Origin of the sequence: Caulobacter rhizosphaerae (assembly GCF_010977555.1) — a bacterium.
GTDB classification, from domain to species: Bacteria; Pseudomonadota; Alphaproteobacteria; order Caulobacterales; family Caulobacteraceae; genus Caulobacter; species Caulobacter rhizosphaerae.
Genome location: NZ_CP048815.1, coordinates 3,734,924 through 3,750,939 on the forward strand (window position 1 = coordinate 3,734,924; position 16,016 = coordinate 3,750,939).

Annotated in this window: 18 protein-coding genes; 9 read left to right on the plus strand and 9 right to left on the minus strand. The window is 70.5% G+C overall.

Going from position 1 to position 16,016, the window contains the following annotated elements; all coding sequences use genetic code 11:
• Positions 1-99: 99 nt before the first annotated feature.
• From G3M57_RS17065 to G3M57_RS17100, 8 genes are all read left to right on the plus strand, one after another.
• Entirely contained in the window at positions 100-2,160 is a 2,061-nt protein-coding gene (locus tag G3M57_RS17065; protein WP_163231910.1) for an ATP-binding protein, read from the plus strand.
• A gap of 197 nt (positions 2,161-2,357) precedes the next feature.
• Positions 2,358-3,344, plus strand: a complete 987-nt coding sequence (locus G3M57_RS17070; RefSeq protein ID WP_163231913.1) for an ABC transporter substrate-binding protein — start codon at positions 2,358-2,360, stop codon at positions 3,342-3,344.
• 7 nt (positions 3,345-3,351) lie between these two features.
• A complete protein-coding gene (locus G3M57_RS17075) occupies positions 3,352-3,591 on the plus strand; it encodes a hypothetical protein (RefSeq protein WP_056762745.1) in 240 nt (79 codons plus the stop codon).
• Entirely contained in the window at positions 3,579-4,328 is a 750-nt protein-coding gene (locus tag G3M57_RS17080; RefSeq protein ID WP_163231915.1) for an ABC transporter ATP-binding protein, read from the plus strand. The genes G3M57_RS17075 and G3M57_RS17080 overlap by 13 nt, the downstream gene beginning before the upstream one ends.
• A gap of 109 nt (positions 4,329-4,437) precedes the next feature.
• Positions 4,438-5,193 carry an ABC transporter permease gene (locus G3M57_RS17085; RefSeq protein ID WP_056762747.1) on the plus strand — a complete coding sequence of 252 codons (756 nt, stop codon included), beginning with the start codon at positions 4,438-4,440 and terminating at the stop codon, positions 5,191-5,193.
• A 131-nt stretch (positions 5,194-5,324) separates the two neighbouring features.
• Positions 5,325-6,221 carry a hypothetical protein gene (locus tag G3M57_RS17090; RefSeq protein ID WP_163231917.1) on the plus strand — a complete coding sequence of 299 codons (897 nt, stop codon included), beginning with the start codon at positions 5,325-5,327 and terminating at the stop codon, positions 6,219-6,221.
• On the plus strand, positions 6,218-7,309 hold the full coding sequence (locus tag G3M57_RS17095) for a DUF2336 domain-containing protein (protein WP_056762749.1): 1,092 nt from the start codon (positions 6,218-6,220) through the stop codon (positions 7,307-7,309). The genes G3M57_RS17090 and G3M57_RS17095 overlap by 4 nt, the downstream gene beginning before the upstream one ends.
• Before the next feature lie 73 nt (positions 7,310-7,382).
• Entirely contained in the window at positions 7,383-7,967 is a 585-nt protein-coding gene (locus G3M57_RS17100; protein ID WP_163231919.1) for a hypothetical protein, read from the plus strand.
• A 60-nt stretch (positions 7,968-8,027) separates the two neighbouring features.
• On the opposite strand, the gene G3M57_RS17105 is transcribed toward G3M57_RS17100, so the two are convergent.
• From G3M57_RS17105 to G3M57_RS17120, 4 genes are all read right to left on the minus strand, one after another.
• Positions 8,028-8,471, minus strand: a complete 444-nt coding sequence (locus tag G3M57_RS17105) for a hypothetical protein (protein WP_056762751.1) — start codon at positions 8,469-8,471, stop codon at positions 8,028-8,030.
• 165 nt (positions 8,472-8,636) lie between these two features.
• Positions 8,637-8,939, minus strand: coding sequence for a hypothetical protein (locus G3M57_RS17110; protein ID WP_056762753.1), 303 nt, complete (start codon positions 8,937-8,939; stop codon positions 8,637-8,639).
• Positions 8,940-9,000: 61 nt separating this feature from the next.
• Complete coding sequence (locus G3M57_RS17115) at positions 9,001-10,377, minus strand: hypothetical protein (RefSeq protein WP_056762756.1); 1,377 nt, start codon at positions 10,375-10,377, stop codon at positions 9,001-9,003.
• Positions 10,378-10,734: 357 nt separating this feature from the next.
• Complete coding sequence (locus tag G3M57_RS17120) at positions 10,735-11,184, minus strand: DUF2214 family protein (protein WP_163231921.1); 450 nt, start codon at positions 11,182-11,184, stop codon at positions 10,735-10,737.
• 122 nt (positions 11,185-11,306) lie between these two features.
• Between G3M57_RS17120 and G3M57_RS17125 the strand changes: the two genes are divergently transcribed.
• Entirely contained in the window at positions 11,307-11,777 is a 471-nt protein-coding gene (locus G3M57_RS17125; RefSeq protein ID WP_056762759.1) for a ribonuclease H family protein, read from the plus strand.
• Between the two features lie 7 nt (positions 11,778-11,784).
• Here G3M57_RS17125 and G3M57_RS17130 read toward each other — a convergent pair whose 3' ends face one another.
• The 5 genes from G3M57_RS17130 to G3M57_RS17150 all read right to left on the minus strand — a co-directional run bounded on the left by G3M57_RS17130 (position 11,785) and on the right by G3M57_RS17150 (position 16,011).
• A complete protein-coding gene (locus G3M57_RS17130) occupies positions 11,785-12,003 on the minus strand; it encodes a DUF6289 family protein (protein WP_156402440.1) in 219 nt (72 codons plus the stop codon).
• Positions 12,004-12,105: 102 nt separating this feature from the next.
• On the minus strand, positions 12,106-12,486 hold the full coding sequence (locus G3M57_RS17135; protein WP_163231923.1) for a methylglyoxal synthase: 381 nt from the start codon (positions 12,484-12,486) through the stop codon (positions 12,106-12,108).
• Between the two features lie 88 nt (positions 12,487-12,574).
• Complete coding sequence (locus G3M57_RS17140) at positions 12,575-13,147, minus strand: hypothetical protein (RefSeq protein ID WP_056762765.1); 573 nt, start codon at positions 13,145-13,147, stop codon at positions 12,575-12,577.
• On the minus strand, positions 13,144-14,211 hold the full coding sequence (locus G3M57_RS17145) for a flagellar basal body-associated FliL family protein (RefSeq protein ID WP_163231925.1): 1,068 nt from the start codon (positions 14,209-14,211) through the stop codon (positions 13,144-13,146). Before G3M57_RS17145 ends, G3M57_RS17140 begins: the two co-directional genes overlap by 4 nt.
• A 198-nt stretch (positions 14,212-14,409) precedes the next feature.
• Positions 14,410-16,011, minus strand: coding sequence for a peptide chain release factor 3 (locus G3M57_RS17150; protein ID WP_056762771.1), 1,602 nt, complete (start codon positions 16,009-16,011; stop codon positions 14,410-14,412).
• Positions 16,012-16,016: the final 5 nt, after the last annotated feature.

Consider the following 16,016-nt stretch of genomic DNA (forward strand, 5'->3'; position numbering starts at 1 on the left):
CTGCACCCCAGGATGCGGCAAAGCGTCACAGCGCCGCCTATCGGAGAACCGTAGCGGCTCGGTTCGCGTATTTGTCCCGACCGGGGAACGGGAACACCCATGCAGGCTAACGTCGCCCATCAGGAACAGCGGCGGCAGGATCGGATCCTGCTCGTCCTGGCCGTGGCGTTGCTGGCCAGCCAGGCCTTCAGCGACTTCCTGACCCGCAACGCGCTCGGCATCGCCACCCTGTGGCCGACCAACGCCCTGCTGGCGGGCGGCCTGCTGGTGCTGAATCCCCGTCGCCGGGTCGTTCTGATCGTCATCGCGGCGGTCAGCCATCTGGCCATCGACCTGATGGTCGGCGACAGCCTGGGGCACGCCATCCTCTACACCCTGGTCGACGTCGGCGAGGCCCTGCTGGTCTGGTGGGTGGTCAGGCGCTTTTTCGGTCCGCCGCGCGTGCGGACCATGCGGCAGCTGGCCTTGCTGACCACCCTGACCGCGCCCGTCATACTGGCCATGGCCACGCTGGCCGCGACCGTGCTGGCCCTGACCTATGGCCTGCCCTTCGTGACGGTGCTGACCGACTGGTTCGTGTGCGGCGTGCTGGGCATGGCCATCGTGCTGCCCGCCGTGCTGGTGCTGCTGGACAGCGAGCATCGCCGCGCGTTCCACCGCCCGCTGCTGGAGCAACTGGGCCTGGCCCTGCTGGCGGCCGCCCTGTCGGCGCTGGTGTTCCACCGCAAGGGGCTGCCCGTGCCATTCATGCTGTTCCCGATCGCCCTGCTGACCGCTTTCCGCCTGGGTCCGCGCGGGGCGGCCCAGACGTCGCTGATCGTCGCCTGCGTGGCCATTCCGCTGACCGTTCACGGCCTGTGGAACTCGCAGATCCAGACCGACTGGTCGCAGGCCCACCAGAACCGGCTGGTCCAGGTGTTCGTCGGCGTGCTGTTCGTCACCAGCCTGGCCGCGGGCCTGGCCCTGGCTCAGCAGGAACGCCTGCGCCGTCTGCTGATGCGGCGCGAACAGCTGACCCGCGCCGCCCGAGCCCGGGCCCTGGCCGCCAACGAGGCCAAGACCGAGTTCCTGGCCACCATGAGCCACGAGATCCGCACGCCGCTGAACAGCATGCTGGGCTTCTCGCAGCTGCTGGTCGAACGCCGCGACCTGGCGCCCGACGTCCGCCGGCAACTGACCCTGATCGACAGCGCCGGCACGGCCCTGCTGACCGTCGTCAACGACATCCTCGACTTCTCGCGGGTCGAGGCCGGTCAGGTCGAACTGCTGTTCCAGCCGACCTCGGCGGCGGCGGTGCTGCACGACGCGGTCGGGATCATCCGGCCCGAGGCCGAGAACAAGGGGCTGGCGCTCGAGGTCGACGTCGTCGATCCGGTTGGCGGCCTGCACGACCTGGACGGCCTGCGCCTGCGCCAGGTGCTGCTGAACCTGCTCAACAACGCGGTGAAGTTCACCGAGGCGGGGCGGATCCGGGCCTGCCTGACCATCGAGCCCGGCGAGCTCGAGGACCGGCTGAAGTTCGAAATCGTCGACACCGGTGTCGGCATCGCCGTCGAGCGGCAGGGCCGGCTGTTCCAGCGCTTCAGCCAGGTCGACAGCTCGGCCAGCCGTCCCTACGGCGGCGCGGGCCTGGGCCTGGCGATCAGCAAGGCGCTGGTCGAGTTGATGGGCGGCAAGATCGGCTTCGACAGCGCCCCGGGCCATGGCTCGGCCTTCTGGCTGGAACTGCAGGCGCCGCAGGTCGAGCCCTATGACGTCGGCGAACCGCAGCCGGTCGCCGCCCCTGGCGCGGCCCGCATCCTGCTGGTCGACGACCATCCGATGAACCGCGAGATCGGCGCGGCCCTGCTGAGCCTGGTCGGCTGCCAGGTCGAGACCGCCGACAACGGCGAGCAGGCGGTGGCCAAGGCGGCGCGCGGCGGCTTCGATATCATCCTGATGGACATCCACATGCCGCAGATGGACGGCCTGGCCGCCACCCGCGCCATCCGCGCCCTCGACGGCGAGGCGGGCGAGGTGCCGATCATCGCCATGAGCGCCGACGCCCTGCCGCAGCAGGTCGAGCGCTGTTACGCCGCCGGCATGGTCGACCACGTGGCCAAGCCGGTGCAGCGCGAGGTGCTGTACGCCAAGGTCAGCCGCTGGCTGGCGCGGCGGTAGGACCTTCCCGCGGCGAACACTTGCCCTCTACGGACCGCTTTGCGGTCGTCTTCCCCCAGAGGGGGAAGAGCGCTCCGCCCAACGCTCCACCTCCTATGAGGGCGTGGGGGCAAGTGGGTGAGCCTCCTATCTCATACCGGGCTTCCCACGCCCCGCCTGCCCCACTAACCTCCGCCCCGCAATTCGGGGAGACGACGATGAAGATCCTGCGCCTGGCAACGTTGGCTTTCTGCGCCGTCCTGGCCGCTTGCTCGCCGGCCAAGAAGGAGGTCGTCGAGGCGCCCGGCCACACCGCCCTGAAACTGGCCACCGACTGGAAGGGCGAGGCCGAGCTGGGGGGCTACTACCAGGCGCTGGCGACCGGCGAGTACAGCAAGCGCGGCCTGGACGTGACCCTGATCCAGGGCGGCCCGGGCGTGAACGTGCCCCAGCTTCTGGCCACCGGCGCGGTCGACGTCGGCGTCGGCTCCAACAGCTTCATCGTGCTGAACCTGGCCAAGGAGAAGGTGCCGGTCAAAGCCGTCGCCGCCTTCATGGACAAGGACCCCCAGGTGCTGATCGCCCACGACGGCCAGGGGATCAATTCCATCGCCGACATGAAGGGCCACCCGATCCTGCTGTCGGACGCCTCGATCACCGCCTTCTGGGTTTGGCTGAAGGCCAAGCACGGCTTCACCGACGACCAGGTGCGCAAGTACAACTATTCGGCCGCGCCGTTCCTGGCCGACAACTCGGTGGTCCAGCAGGGCTACGTCACCTCCGAACCCTACCTGATCGAGAAGGAAGGCAAGGTCACGCCCAAGGTCTTCCTGCTGGCCGACGACGGCTATCCGGCCTACGCCTCGTTCGCCCTGGTTCCCGACGCCCTGATCGCCAAGAACCCGGCCGCGGTGAAGGCTTTCGTCGAGGCCACGGCCGCCGGCTGGACCAGCTACCTCTACGGCGACCCCAAGCCTGGCGACGCCCTTATCCTCAAGGACAATCCGGAAATGACCCAGGATGTCCTGGACCAGGCCCGCGAGAAGATGCGCGCCTACGGCATCGTGCCCCGCCAGGGTGTGGGCAGGATGGACGACGCCCGCTGGGCCGAGTTCTTCAAGGTGGCCTCCGAGCAGGGCGTCTATCCCAAGGACATGGACTACAAGTCGGCCTACACGCTGAAATTCCTGCCCAAAGTCCAGTAGCCGGCGCATGGAGAAGCACCCCGCCCGCCCCGAACCGACCTGGTGGTTCCTGGCCGCCGCGATCCTGCTCTGCGGACTGTTGATGGCCTCCCTCCAGACGGGGAAGGTCGCCTTTCCGTTTTTCGGGACGATCAAGCGTGCCCGGCATCCCGTGTCGTTCTGGACGATCTGCGCCGCCCAGCTGGTGCTCGCCCTGTCCGCCTTAGGGGTGCACGCCGCCCAGTTCCCCACCCTATGCCTGGGTTGATCGCCAGCCTTTCCGCCGTCGAGGTCGACTACGCCCGCGGGCGCGTCCTGGGACCGGTCGATCTCGCCCTCGCGCCCGGCGAGATCGTCGCCCTGGTCGGGCCGTCCGGTTGCGGCAAGTCCACGGCCCTGCGGCTGCTGGCGGGGCTGGAGGCGCCGACCCGCGGGATGGTGACCCGCGCCGCCGGCAAGGGCGAGACCTCGGTTGTGTTCCAGGCCCCGACCCTGGCCCCCTGGATGAGCGCGGCGGCCAATGTCGCCCTGCCGCTGGAACTGGCAGGAACGCCCAGGACCGAAGGGCGCGACCGAGCGATCGAGGCCCTGGCCAAGGTTGGCCTCAAGGGGGTGGAGAACGCCCGGCCCGCCCAGCTGTCCGGCGGCATGGCCATGCGTGCGTCCCTGGCCCGCGCCCTGGTCACCCGCCCGCGCCTGCTGCTGCTGGACGAGCCGTTCGCGGCCTTGGACGAGATCACTCGTCGCGCCCTGGCCGACGACGTCCTGGCCCTGGCGGCCGAGCTGGCCCCCGCGGTGGTCTTCGTCACCCACAATGTCGAGGAGGCCGTCTACATGGCCCGCCGCGTGGTGGTGATGAGCGCGAGCCCGGGCCGCATCGTCGGGGAGGTGGCGGTCGAGGGGCCGGTGGTCCGGCCGCCAGGCTTCCGCACCACGGCCGCGTTCCGCGAGACGGCGGAGCAGGTGTCGCGACTGCTGGCGGGGAACCTGGGAGCCGTCGCGTGAGCCCCCTCAGCCGCTTCGCGACAGCTCCCCCAGAGGGCGCGCATCTAGGCGCCGGTAGATCCTCCCCCTCTGGGGGAGGTGGCCCAAAGGGCCGGAGGGGGTTCGCCGCATGAAGATCCTCGCCCCCCTGACCCTGATCGTCCTGCTGCTGGCCGTCTGGGAAGCCGCCTGTCGAGTCCTGGCGATCCCTGTCTATCTGCTGCCCGCGCCCTCGGCGATCGGCGCGGCGCTGGCCGAGGGCTGGCCGCTGCTGCTGGCCAGCGCCTGGACCACCCTGTCGACCGCCCTGGTCGGCCTGGCCCTGGCCAGCGTCCTGGCGTGCGGCCTGGCCCTGGCGGTCAGTCTGAATCCGACCGTCGAGGAGGCCGTGCGCCCCGTCGCCGTGACCCTGCAGGTCACGCCGCTGGTGGCCATCGGGCCGCTGATGACCATCTGGGCCGGGATCGAGCACCCGCAGCGCGCCGTCGTCGCCCTGGCGGCGGTGGCGGCCTTCTTCCCGATCTTCTCCGGCGCCCTGACCGGCCTCAAGGCGGTCGATCCGGACCTGGCCCGGCTGTTCGACCTCTATGGCGCCCGCCGGACCCAGCGCCTGTGGCGGCTGCGGCTGCCCTCGGCCCTGCCTGCCCTGCTGGAGGGCCACAAGGTGGCGGCCGGCCTGGCCGTGGTCGGGGCCGTGGTCGCCGAATTCGTGGCCGGATCGGGCGGGAACCAGGGCCTGGCCTGGCGGATCCTGGAGGCGTCGAACCGCCTGCAGACCGCGCGGGTGTTCGCCGCCCTGGCGGTCCTTGCCCTCCTTGGCGTGGCTCTGCACGGGCTGCTCAGCCTGGCCGAGCGCCGCCTGCTGACATGGTGGCGCGGTCGCTGAGACTTTGAAACCCCGAGTCGAAAAGACGACGCAAAGCCCACAAACTTGCGGCGTGGTCAGGCCGCGTTAGGTCAAGATTAAGTCCCGATCCCTATTAATTGCTCCGATCCTGCGACCTGTCGGACCGGTTCATGCGCCTCGCCCTGCTCCTGCCCGTGCTGTTCTGCCTCGCCGCTCCGGCCCATGCCGAGGGCGCGCGCGAGAGCCGCTACGGTCCGACGACGCCTCGTCAGGCTTCGGTCGCCGCGCCCGCGCGTTACGACGGTCCGATGCTCAGCTGGGCCAACAAGCGCGAGGCTTCGAGCGACCCGGTCGCCGCCGCGCCGCCCGCGCCGAGGCCGGCCCAACCCGCCCCGCTGGCCGCTTGGGCGGGCTACAGCGCACGACCCGAGTCGGCCGCCTACACGCCGTCTACGACGCCCGCCCCCACGCCCCCCGCCTTTGCGCCGCCTGTTGCGTCACGCCCCAGGGCGCTGCCGACCAGCCTCTACGCCGCGCCCCGTCCATCGCCCGTCGCAACGCCCGTGCAGGCTCCTCCCGCGCCGCTTCGCGACCGGGCCGGCTATGACGGACATCCCGCACCCGCCGCCGCCGCGCAACCCGCCCCGCCCCGCCCGGCGCCGATCGCCGCCACGCCGGGTCCGGCCAAGGACTGGTCCGGCTATCGCAGCGTTCGCATGACGACCGCCGCCTCAGCGCCTGCCGCCACGCCAGTGTCGGCTCCAGCGCCCGTTCCTGCCCTCCCGCCGCCGGCGCCCCGCCAGCTCGCCGCCGCCAACACGGGTGTGATCGGGGCCCGCTTCTATTCCGTGGCCCGCGAGTCCGGCCTGACCCCCGACCCGATCCCGCCCGCCGGGCCCGACCACCAGGTGCTGATCACCACCGAAGCCGCCTCCGCGCCAGCCGAGGACGCCGCGCCGGCGCACGGCTCGGCCGACTGGCTGGCGGCCGGAGCGCGTGGCGACAACGATGGTGACGGCGACGACAGCGCCGCCCGCCGCGCCAAGACCCGGAACCAAGGCCTTTGATCCAGTCGCGCCTCCACGATCTCATCGCCCTGGCCGATGAGCCGTCCAGCTCGCGTCGCCGCGAACTGCTGCGCGGCGTCACCGATCTGTTCTTCACCGCGGAAGGCCACGGCGACGTGGAGATGGGCCTGTTCGACGACGTGCTGGGCCAACTGGCCGGCGAGATGGAAGAGGCGGTGCGGATCGAGCTGGCCGAACGGCTGGGTACGAGCGCCGCCCCGCCGCCGACCCTGACCCGCGCCCTGGCCAGCGACAGCATCGCCGTCGCCCGTCCGATCCTGCAGGGCGCGCCGCAGCTCAGCGAGGCCGACCTGCTGCACCTGGCCCGCACCCAGGGCCAGGACCACCTGCGGGCCATCTCGCAGCGTTCCGTCGTGCCCAGCCAGGTGTCCGACGCCATCGTCGAGCGCGGCGACGACACCACCCTGGGCGTGCTGCTGCGCAACGAGGGCGCGGTGCTGTCGCGCCAGGCCCACGAGGCGGCGGTCGACCGCGCAGCCGCCAATCCCGAGCTGCACGAGGCGGTGATCGATCGTCAGGCCCTGCCGATGGACCTGCTCAACGAGATGTACTTCGTGGCCGAGGCGCGGTTGCGCGACCGGATCATGGAGCGAAACGCCAACGTCGATCCGGCCATTCTGGAAGCCGCCCTCAAGGCTGGCCGCAACCGCGTCGCGGCCAGCGACGGCGCCCTGCCGGCCGACTACGACGCGGCGGTCAAGGAGATCACGGCCCTGAAGGCCCGCGGCGCCGTCACGCCCCAGGCGCTGGTCGCCATGCTGCGCGCCAACCGCACCACTATCTTCCTCGTCGCCTTGGCCGAACTGGCCGATGTCGACTTTCATACGGCCCGCAAGATCATCGAGCGCCGTGAGTTGGACGCCCTGTCGGTGGTCTGCAAGGCGGCGGACTTCGACCGGGCCCTGTTCCTGACCTTCGCCCTGCTGATCCTGGACCCGGGCGACAACGCCATGGGCAAGGCCAAGGCCTATGGCGAGCTCTACGCCGCCCTGCCTCGCGACGCGGCCCTGCGCACCATCCGCTTCTGGCGCATGCGCCGCACGACGGGCGACGTCGCGGCGGCCTAGGCTCGGCGCGGAACTGGCGTCACTCCACGCCGTTCCCTCATGTCGAGAGGCCTTCCGTCTCCGGAGCGCCCTAGTGAAATTGCCCAAGAACAAGACGGTCCTGATCGCCGGCGTCGCCGCGGCGGCGGTCATGACGACGGCCGCCGCGGTGATGGCGGTCTGGCCCGCCCTGACCCGACCCGACCCGCCGGCGGAAGCGGCCGGGGACGGGGGCCTGCGCATCCGCGTGGTCGCGCCGCCCAAGGCGGCCGTCCCCCACGCCGGTCCGCTGGACGTCGGCCTGTCCGAAGCCGCCCAGGCCACCGCGAAAGGCCGCGAGGCCCTTTTCGCCGGGACATCGCCTCCTCCGGCGTCGCCTTTGCCACCGGCCCGGAACACGCGGGTGGAAGATGACGGCCTTGCGGCCCCCGAGCCGGCCGACGACCGGTGGGAGCGCGAGCGAACCGGAAACGGCTTCGAGCTTGCCCGCCGACTGCGGGAAGAGGAACGGGCGGCCAGCCGCGAACACGCGCGCCGCGACGCTTGGGAAGAGACCGAACGCGACCGCCGCTGGGACGAGGAGCGCGAGCGGGATCGCGCCGACGCCCAGCGTCGTGACGACGAGTATGATCCCCCACCCTTCCCCGACGACGACCGCCCGCCGCCCGAACCCCAGTGAGGCGGAGCGTCGGGACGAGCGAATCGAGAAAGCGGTGACGCAAGGCCCGGGGGCCGCGCCCTAGCCGCGCCGCCGATGCATCAAGGTCAGCAGCCAACCGACGCCGAGTCCGCCTACGACGGTCAGCGGCAGGGTCAGCGGGTCAGGCGTGGGCGCGTGCAGCCACAGGTCCCTGCCGGCCACAAGGCCCCAGACGAGCAGACCCCAGATCGCGCCGTACACCGCCCACGGATACTGGTCCATCCAGCCCCGCAGGCCGGTCCGGGGTTCAGGCTCGCGCGCCGGCTCGACCGGACCGCCGCAGGCGCGGCACGTCCAGCCGCCCCACGGCCCGAGCGGCGCGGTGTCCGCCTCGACGGGCGCCTCGCAGGCCCTGCAGCGCGGCGGTTCGGCGCGGCGACGGACCGCCGACGGCAGGCCGCGTAGCCCCATGATTACGATGAAAAGATAGAGGACGAGATAGAGCGCCTGGGAGACGTCCACGTCCTTGAAACTGTCGCCCATGTCGCCCCCGAAACGCTACGCCGCCAAGCTAGAGCATCGCGCGGAAAAGTGGACGCCGGTTTTCCGCAAAAGCGATGCGAAGACAGAAGCCTGGAGCAAGCCGCGCGAGTCCCATATCGCGCGGCTTTGCTCCAGGGCGTGTCGCGCCTCGGGTCGAGCGGCCGATCAGCGAATGCGGATGCGCACCGGGACGTCGATGAACGAGCCGGCCCGGCTCTTGCCGTCAGGGCCCATCAGCTCGACCTGGAATTGCGAGGCCATGGTCAGGGCCGCCTTGCCGACGCCCATCTCCGCCGGGAATTCGCTCTGCACTGAACAGGCGGTCAAGCCGCCATCGCGCTTGACCATGCAGCTGAGCAGCGCCTCAGCGATCTGCGGCTGGACGTCCTTGACCTGGGTGACAACGGGCTGGGCCACGGGCGTCGGAACGATCGAGACAGCGGCGGCGGCGAGCAACGAAGCGATCACTGGGTCTTCCCTACTGGTTCTTGGTTTCGGCCCGTTCGGGACCGTCCGGTTTCATTCTGGGTCAGGCGGCGTGCGCCTGCTTGACCCGCTGCAACCCCTGGGCCGCCAGGTCGGTCAGAGACCGCAGGCCCAGCTCGGCGAAGATGTCGAAGGCGCTGGCCAGGGCCGTCGCGGCCCGGTCCAGGCGGCCGTCGTCGCGGCCGGTGATCTCGACCCGCGCCTCGTAGAGCCGGGCCAGGTTCATCTGGGTCACCGCCCAGGCGGCCGGATCGCGAGATCCCGGGGTCGCGGCCAGCTCGGCCTTGAAGGCCATCTCGGCGGCGTCCAGTACGGCCAGGTCGGCGGTCAGCTCGGCGCAACGGGCCAGGCTGAGAGCCCGATTGTTGGCGACCACGGCGCGCAGAGCCAGGGCCGGCTGGGTCTTGAGGATGTGCGAGGCGCGGTCGTAGCAGGTGACCGCCCGCTCGAAGCAGCGCTCCGAGGTCGTGGCCTCGCCCATGGCCTGCAGGCCGGCGCCCAGGGCGGCCTGGGCCCGAGCCCAGTCCATCGGGCTGTGGTCGGCGGTGACCGGTTCCAGCGCCTGGGCCAGGGCCTCGACCCCGTCGGCGATGAAGTTGATCTCGCCGTCCAGTTCGCCCAGCTGGACCAGGGCGGTCCCGCGCAGGGACTCCAGCCGCGACCAGGCCAAAGGTTCGAAATCGGGATCCAGGCCGGACTCGGCCTCCTTGGCCTCGGCCAGGGCCACTTCCGTCAGCGCGCGGTCCTTCAGGCGGGCGGCGCAGGCCAGCAGCAGCTCGACGCGGGCGGCGCGCTGGTCGGCCAGCAACAGGCGCGAGGCCCCGCCCTTGACCCGGCGCGCGGCCGACAGCCCCCGCAGCGGCGCCTCGAACGCCTCTGCGGCGGCGAGGGCGCGATCCAGGTCGTTCTCACCCAGGGCCACGCGACCTTGCAGACCGGCCAGCAGGGCCTCGACCATGGCGCAGCGGTGGCCAGGCGCGGTCTTGGCCAGGGTCAGGGTGGCGCCGGCGGCGGCGTGCAAGCCCTCGTCGCCGAACAGGTCGGCGCCCAGCACGGCCAGGGTCGCCTGCTCGCAGCGGGCCGCGGCCAGGCTTTCCAGCTTGTGTTCGGCTTCGAAGACCTTGGCGGCGGCCTCTGCCTGGGCCGCGCCCTTGCGCAAGGCGGCGGCGTCGCCCGAGCGGCGGGCCAACTCGCGCCAGACGACGGCGGCTTCCAGCAGCCGGTGGCCTCGGTCCTTGGCCCCGATCCGGCCGGCGGCGACGTCGGCGGACCGGGCCTCGTTAACCAGCAGGCGCAGGTCCAGAAGCTCCAGCAGCGAGGTGTCGCCGCCGGTCAACCCGTCGCGATGCGCCGCGGCTCGCGCGGGGGCGGCGGCGTCGACTCCGAAGAGTCTCTTCAGGTCACGACCGAAATCGAACATCGCTGCGTCCTCCGGGAACGTCCCAGGCCGGGACGTCCGGCGCAGGTTCAACGCACGACTAGCAAAGCCGGAGCCAACACGTTTAACAAGCTGTTAACGAAGCCTAAGGTGGCGTTAACCATAAATATTTGCGTCGCGTTTACACTTCGTTCCGCAATAGCGCCCAAACCCCTGTCTTGCGCCGGATTGGCACGCTTCTTGCTTAATAGATCCTTACTGGACCATGCGCACCGACACCGGGGTTAGAACATTGTTCACCGAAATGAAAATGACGTTAACCATAGATTTTAAGATCGGGTTTACCTTCTGTTCTGGCGGCGCTTTCCAGCCCATGCCCGATAGCCGGCTCGCGAGGCGTTAGAGGCCGTAGCCGCGCGCCATGGCGGCGGCGAAGATCGGGATCAGGGCGAAGACCGCCAGCTCCAGCCCCATCAGCCGGCGAATCCTCGCCACCTCGTCGGTGGACGGCGCAAAGGCCAGATCGGCCTTGGCCTGCTTGCGCCATTTGAAGAACGCGAGGGTCGGCCAGGCGGAGAGCACGCCCACCATGGCGAAGGCGGCGATCTTGGCCCAGAACACCGGGTTCTCCAGATAGAAGGCCGAGCCCTTGGCGCCGAAGAACACGCGGCTGGCGCCGACCACCAGCACCAGGGTCGCCGTCGCGCCATAGCCCGCGTCGATCAAGGCCAGGGTCGTCAGGCTCGGGCCGCCGACGCCGGGCCGGACCAGAACCAGTTCGGTGGCCAGCAGGCCGGCCATCGACAGGATCAGCAAGTGGTGCAGGACGGCGAGGACGAGATCCAGCATGGCGCGCTCCGACTCGGCGACAGAAGGGAGTTCGGCGCCAAGCATGCCTCGCCAAACGCCGTTCGTCACGACGGCCGCCCTCCCCTCTGGCCAGCTTTCAGCCCCGTCTTTAAACAGGGGTCATGACCGCCTCTGTCGACCTCTGGACCGCCTCGCTCTGCAAACCCGATCCCGGCTACGGCGGCTGGGCCCATGTGCGTCGCAACGCCGACGGGACGCTGGCCGGCGCGGCCGGGGGCGAGCGGCGGGTCAGCGGAGCCAGGATGGTGCTGACCGGCGTGATCGAGGCGCTGACCGCCCTGGCCGACCTGCCAGTCGACACGGCCGTGACCCTGCACTTCGCCGATCCGGCCCTGGCCGCCGAACTGGTCGCCAGCGACGGCGCCTACGCCACCACCGAGCCCGAGGCTTGGGCCGCGGCCCGCCAGCTTCTGGCCGCGCGGCCGGTGCTGACCCTGTCGCCCCTGGCGGACATGACGCCGGCCACGGGATTCCTGAAGGCTTGGGCGGACTTTGGTCTCGACACCGCCAAGACACGGGGCACATTCAAGGCGGCGATCCCACGACCCAATCTGCTCAAGTTCCCGGGCTAGGGGCGCTCTAGGGACAGGCCGTGGTTTCGCGGATCACGTAGGGCGTGCGCACGCCCCACTGGGATCCATTGCCGTCGCAGTCGCGATAGACCTCGCCGACCAGCTGATTGTAGTCTGGACCGGAATAGTATTGCGCCTGAACGGCGAAGACGCGCCGCGCCGAGGCCGGCTCGGCCCAGGCGAATAGCGAGGCGGTCACCAGCGCCCCGGCGAGCAGCTTGGTCATCAAGGTCTTCATAAACAGTCCTCCGCGAACCGCTCACGCTACACACCCATAGATTGTTCGCAATCTGCGAAACATCCTCTGCGGCTCACATCGCCGTGAAGCTCACCGTCCCGCCACGATCAGATCCGCCGTGGCCGGGTTGCAGGCGAACGGGATGTCGGCCAGCGTCGCCATGCGGATCAGCGCCTTGACGTCGACGTCGTGCGGCTGGGGCGACAGCGGGTCGACGAAGAACACCAGCATGTCCAGCAGCCCCTCGGCCAGCAACGCGCCCAGCTGCTGGTCGCCGCCCAGCGGGCCGCTCTTCAGGCGGGTGAGGTCCAGGTCCGGCAGGGCCTGCAGGATCCGTCCACCGGTGGTGCCCGTGGCGTACAGCCTGTGCCGCGACAGAAACGCCTGGTGCGCCACGGACCAGTCGACGAGGGCGGCCTTCTTGTCGTCGTGGGCGACCAGGCCGATGGCGAGCAAGGCGGCGGCGGGCATGGGGATTCTCCAGGGTCCAGCCCTCTCCTAGCCCGTCCCCGCGGACCTGGAAAAGCCGAACCTTGAGAGATGTGGCGGACGCCGGTCGTCAGGCGAACCGGATCTTGGCCGGCGCCGCGAACTCCGGGGTCTCCTTCTCGACCAGCACCTGGTCGTGCAGCGACAGCTTGGCGTTGGCCGAGAACACCCCGGCCGTGGCGCAGACCACCTTGCCGCCGCGCACCTCCAGCCGCACGCCCTTGACCTTCAGGGCCAGCTCGATCTCGAAGTCCAGGTCGGCCACCTTGACCGCGCCGTAGCGCAACTCGATCCGCGGCTTGTGGGTGGAGGCGATCTCATGGTCGTCGAGATCCTGGAAGAAGGCGTCCTCGGGATGACCCCTGGACTCCTCGACGCACTTCTTGAACCGCTCCAGCTTCATCCAGCCGTCAAACAGCACGCGCTCCACCGACAGATCCAGCAGCTTGCCGACCTCGTCCCGGCAGCCGCTCTCGACGTCGTTCCAGCAGGCGCTGGGGAACTTCTGGGCGGCGTTCGTGATCGCCTGGGTCAGGGGCGGCGCGTTCTTGCAGGCGTCCAGCGGATCGCCGCCGTCCTCGGCGAACAGCGCCCGCCAAGTCGTGGCGCCCGAAGCCGGCGCGTGCGGGGCCGCGTTGGTCATGGCGCGGTCTCCAGCGTGGGATAGTCCAGCCTTACCTCGCCCGCGTCTCTGGCGAACGCGAACCGCAGCGACACGGCCATGCCGGCGCGGGGCGAGCCGTCCGGCTTGAGGACCACGACGCCGGGGTCGGGGACTAGGGCGATTTCCGGCGCGCACGGCGCGGCCGCGACGGGCGACGATGTCGGTCGCGCGCGGCCCAGCCAGCGGGCGAGGCCGAACCCGCCGCCCGCCGCCACGGCCAGGGCGACCAGCCACAGCCAGATCGGCGCCGTCGGGGCCTTGGCCGGAAGCGGCGCCTGCGGCGGCGTCGGAGGTGGCGCGGTCACCGCCGGCGGCGTCGGCGCGGCGGGCGGCTCGGCGATCACGACGGGCGGAGGCGGGGGCTCGACGACGGGGGCGGGCGCCACCGGCTCCGGTTGGACCGTCCGCGGCGTGAGGGTCGGCGGCGTCTGGACCGGCGGCTTCGGTCGAACCAGGGGCGGCCGCGCGGGCTGGGGCTCGCCAGACGAAGGCTCGACAGGCGAGGGTTCGACGCGCGAGGGTTCGATGGCGGGCGGCGTCTGCAGGGCCAGCGGTGGCTGGCCGCGCAGTCCGGCCTGGCGCCAGCCGTCGGCCGTGCAGCGCCGCCAGCGCTCGGGCGTGGCGGCATAGGCCGCGCAGGCCGCCTGGATGTCGGGGATCACCGCCAGGGGGTCGGCCGGCGGCCTGGGCGTGGCGGGAGGCGTTCTGGGGCGGCTGCGCCAGGCGTCGATCAGCCTCTCCACCTGGGGCGTGATATCGACCGGTTCACGGGACGACGATAGGGTCGAGTCGCCGGGCGTCGAAGCGGCCCCCGGGACCGTCGTGGACGGGGCCGCGTCCGGGAACAATCGGCGGCAATAGGCCGTCGGATCGGCCCGGCGTACATAGGACCGCAGGCATTCGGCATAGGTCTTAGGCGCGGTCGGGGCGGGGGTGGACGCCGCGTAGGGAGCGGTCGGGACGGCCGTCGTTGTCACCGGGCGAGCGGCTTGCTGGAACGCGGCGGCGGGCGTCGCGCTCGACAGCAGCACCGCCACGACCAAGCCGCGCGTCCAACGCCCCGCACGGCGACCAGCCCAGCCGCCGCCCCTGCCCAGATCCCGTGCCACTCGGACGACCTTTCAATCGCGAGGAAGCTCTCAGGGCAAGGGTCCGCCCAGGCGGGTGCGCGGTCAAGTAGAATGAGTCAATATCAACAACCTGAGCGTATAAGCTCGACCATACAGCGCGGCGGTCCGGACCTAACCCCGTTCCTTCGTCCGCTCGAACCGCACTTTCGGATAGCGCTCGGCGACGTAACCGATTTCCCACGAAGACTTGCCCAGGAACACCGGCTGTTCGTCGATGTCGTGGGCCATGGCCGAGCGGTGCTTGTTGGTGAAGTCCTCGACGTCGGCGCGCTCACCGTTAACCCAGCGGGCCTCGGCGTAGGGCGCGGCCTCGAAGATGCAGTCCAGGGCGTATTCGTTGGCCAGGCGGTCGGCCATGACCTCGAACTGCAGCTGGCCCACGGCTCCGACGATGAAGTCCGAGCTGCCGATCATCGGACGGAACAGCTGGGTCACGCCCTCCTCGGCCAGGCCCTCCAGCGCCTTCTTCAGGTGCTTGGCCTTCAGCGGATCCTTGACCCGCACGCGGCGCAGGATTTCCGGGGCGAAGTTGGGCAGGCCGGCGAAGCGCAGCGTCCCGGTCTCCGACAGGCTGTCGCCCACCCGCAGCACGCCGTGGTTGGGGATGCCGATCACGTCGCCGGCGAAGGCGTCCTCGGCCAGTTCGCGGTCGCTGGCGAAGAACATGATCGGCGCGTTGACGCTCATGGCCTTGCCTGTGTTCTGAGCCTTCAGCTTCATGCCGCGGGTGAAGCGGCCGCTGGTCAGGCGCAGGAAGGCGATCCGGTCGCGGTGGTTGGGGTCCATGTTGGCCTGGACCTTGAACACGAAGCCCGAGACCTCGCCGTCGCCGGGGGCGACATGGGTGTCGACGCCGGCCTTGCTGACCTTGGCCGGATGCGGCGGCGGAGCATAGCTGCCGATGCCGGCCAGCAGCTCGTTGACGCCGAAGTGACGCAAGGCCGAGCCGAAGAACACCGGCGTCATGTGGCCTTCCAGGAACGACTGGACGTCGAACGGCTTGGCGGCCTCGGACACCAGCATGGCGCCCTCCTCCACCTCGGCCAGTTCCTCGGGGTCGAGGTACTGCACCACCGCGTTCGACTTCAGGGCCACCGGGTCGGGATGGCCCTCCTCGTCCGTCGAGCTCTTCTTGGCGTAGGGAATGAACTTCTGGCCGCGCAGGTCCAACATGCCCTTGAACCGCCCGCCCGAGCCGGCCGGCCAGTACAGCGGGGCCGGATCCAGGGCCAGCTTGGACGACACCTCGTCCAACAGCTCGAACGGGTCCTGGGCCTCGCGATCCATCTTGTTGATGAAGGTGATGATCGGGATGTCGCGCAGGCGGCACACCTCGAACAGCTTCAGGGTCTGAGGCTCGATGCCCTTGGCGGCGTCCAGCACCATGATCGCCGCGTCGGCGGCCGTCAGGGTGCGATAGGTGTCTTCGGAGAAGTCCTCGTGCCCCGGGGTGTCCAGCAGGTTGAACATCAGGCCGTCGTGGTCGAACGTCATGACGCTGGCCGACACCGAGATGCCGCGCTCGCGCTCGATCTTCATCCAGTCGGACTGGGTGCGGCGGGCTTGGCCGCGGGCCCGCACGGCGCCGGCCGCGCGGATCGCCCCGCCGGCCAGCAGCAGGTTCTCGGTCAGGGTGGTCTTGCCGGCGTCGGGGTGGCTGATGATGGCGAAGGTGCGCCGACGGGCGGCCTCAAGGGCGAGGGAAGTGCTCATCCCCG

Excerpts from the sequence above, each read along its gene's own strand:
- G3M57_RS17065 (WP_163231910.1), top strand. The coding sequence starts at position 100 with ATGCAGGCTAACGTCGCCCATCAGGAACAGCGGCGGCAGGATCGGATC.
- G3M57_RS17070 (WP_163231913.1), top strand. The coding sequence starts at position 2,358 with ATGAAGATCCTGCGCCTGGCAACGTTGGCTTTCTGCGCCGTCCTGGCC.
- G3M57_RS17075 (WP_056762745.1), top strand. The coding sequence starts at position 3,352 with ATGGAGAAGCACCCCGCCCGCCCCGAACCGACCTGGTGGTTCCTGGCC.
- G3M57_RS17080 (WP_163231915.1), top strand. The coding sequence starts at position 3,579 with ATGCCTGGGTTGATCGCCAGCCTTTCCGCCGTCGAGGTCGACTACGCC.
- G3M57_RS17085 (WP_056762747.1), top strand. The coding sequence starts at position 4,438 with ATGAAGATCCTCGCCCCCCTGACCCTGATCGTCCTGCTGCTGGCCGTC.
- G3M57_RS17090 (WP_163231917.1), top strand. The coding sequence starts at position 5,325 with ATGCGCCTCGCCCTGCTCCTGCCCGTGCTGTTCTGCCTCGCCGCTCCG.
- G3M57_RS17105 (WP_056762751.1), bottom strand. The coding sequence starts at position 8,471 with ATGGGCGACAGTTTCAAGGACGTGGACGTCTCCCAGGCGCTCTATCTC.
- G3M57_RS17115 (WP_056762756.1), bottom strand. The coding sequence starts at position 10,377 with ATGTTCGATTTCGGTCGTGACCTGAAGAGACTCTTCGGAGTCGACGCC.
- G3M57_RS17120 (WP_163231921.1), bottom strand. The coding sequence starts at position 11,184 with ATGCTGGATCTCGTCCTCGCCGTCCTGCACCACTTGCTGATCCTGTCG.
- G3M57_RS17125 (WP_056762759.1), top strand. The coding sequence starts at position 11,307 with ATGACCGCCTCTGTCGACCTCTGGACCGCCTCGCTCTGCAAACCCGAT.
- G3M57_RS17130 (WP_156402440.1), bottom strand. The coding sequence starts at position 12,003 with ATGACCAAGCTGCTCGCCGGGGCGCTGGTGACCGCCTCGCTATTCGCC.
- G3M57_RS17135 (WP_163231923.1), bottom strand. The coding sequence starts at position 12,486 with ATGCCCGCCGCCGCCTTGCTCGCCATCGGCCTGGTCGCCCACGACGAC.
- G3M57_RS17140 (WP_056762765.1), bottom strand. The coding sequence starts at position 13,147 with ATGACCAACGCGGCCCCGCACGCGCCGGCTTCGGGCGCCACGACTTGG.
- G3M57_RS17150 (WP_056762771.1), bottom strand. The coding sequence starts at position 16,011 with ATGAGCACTTCCCTCGCCCTTGAGGCCGCCCGTCGGCGCACCTTCGCC.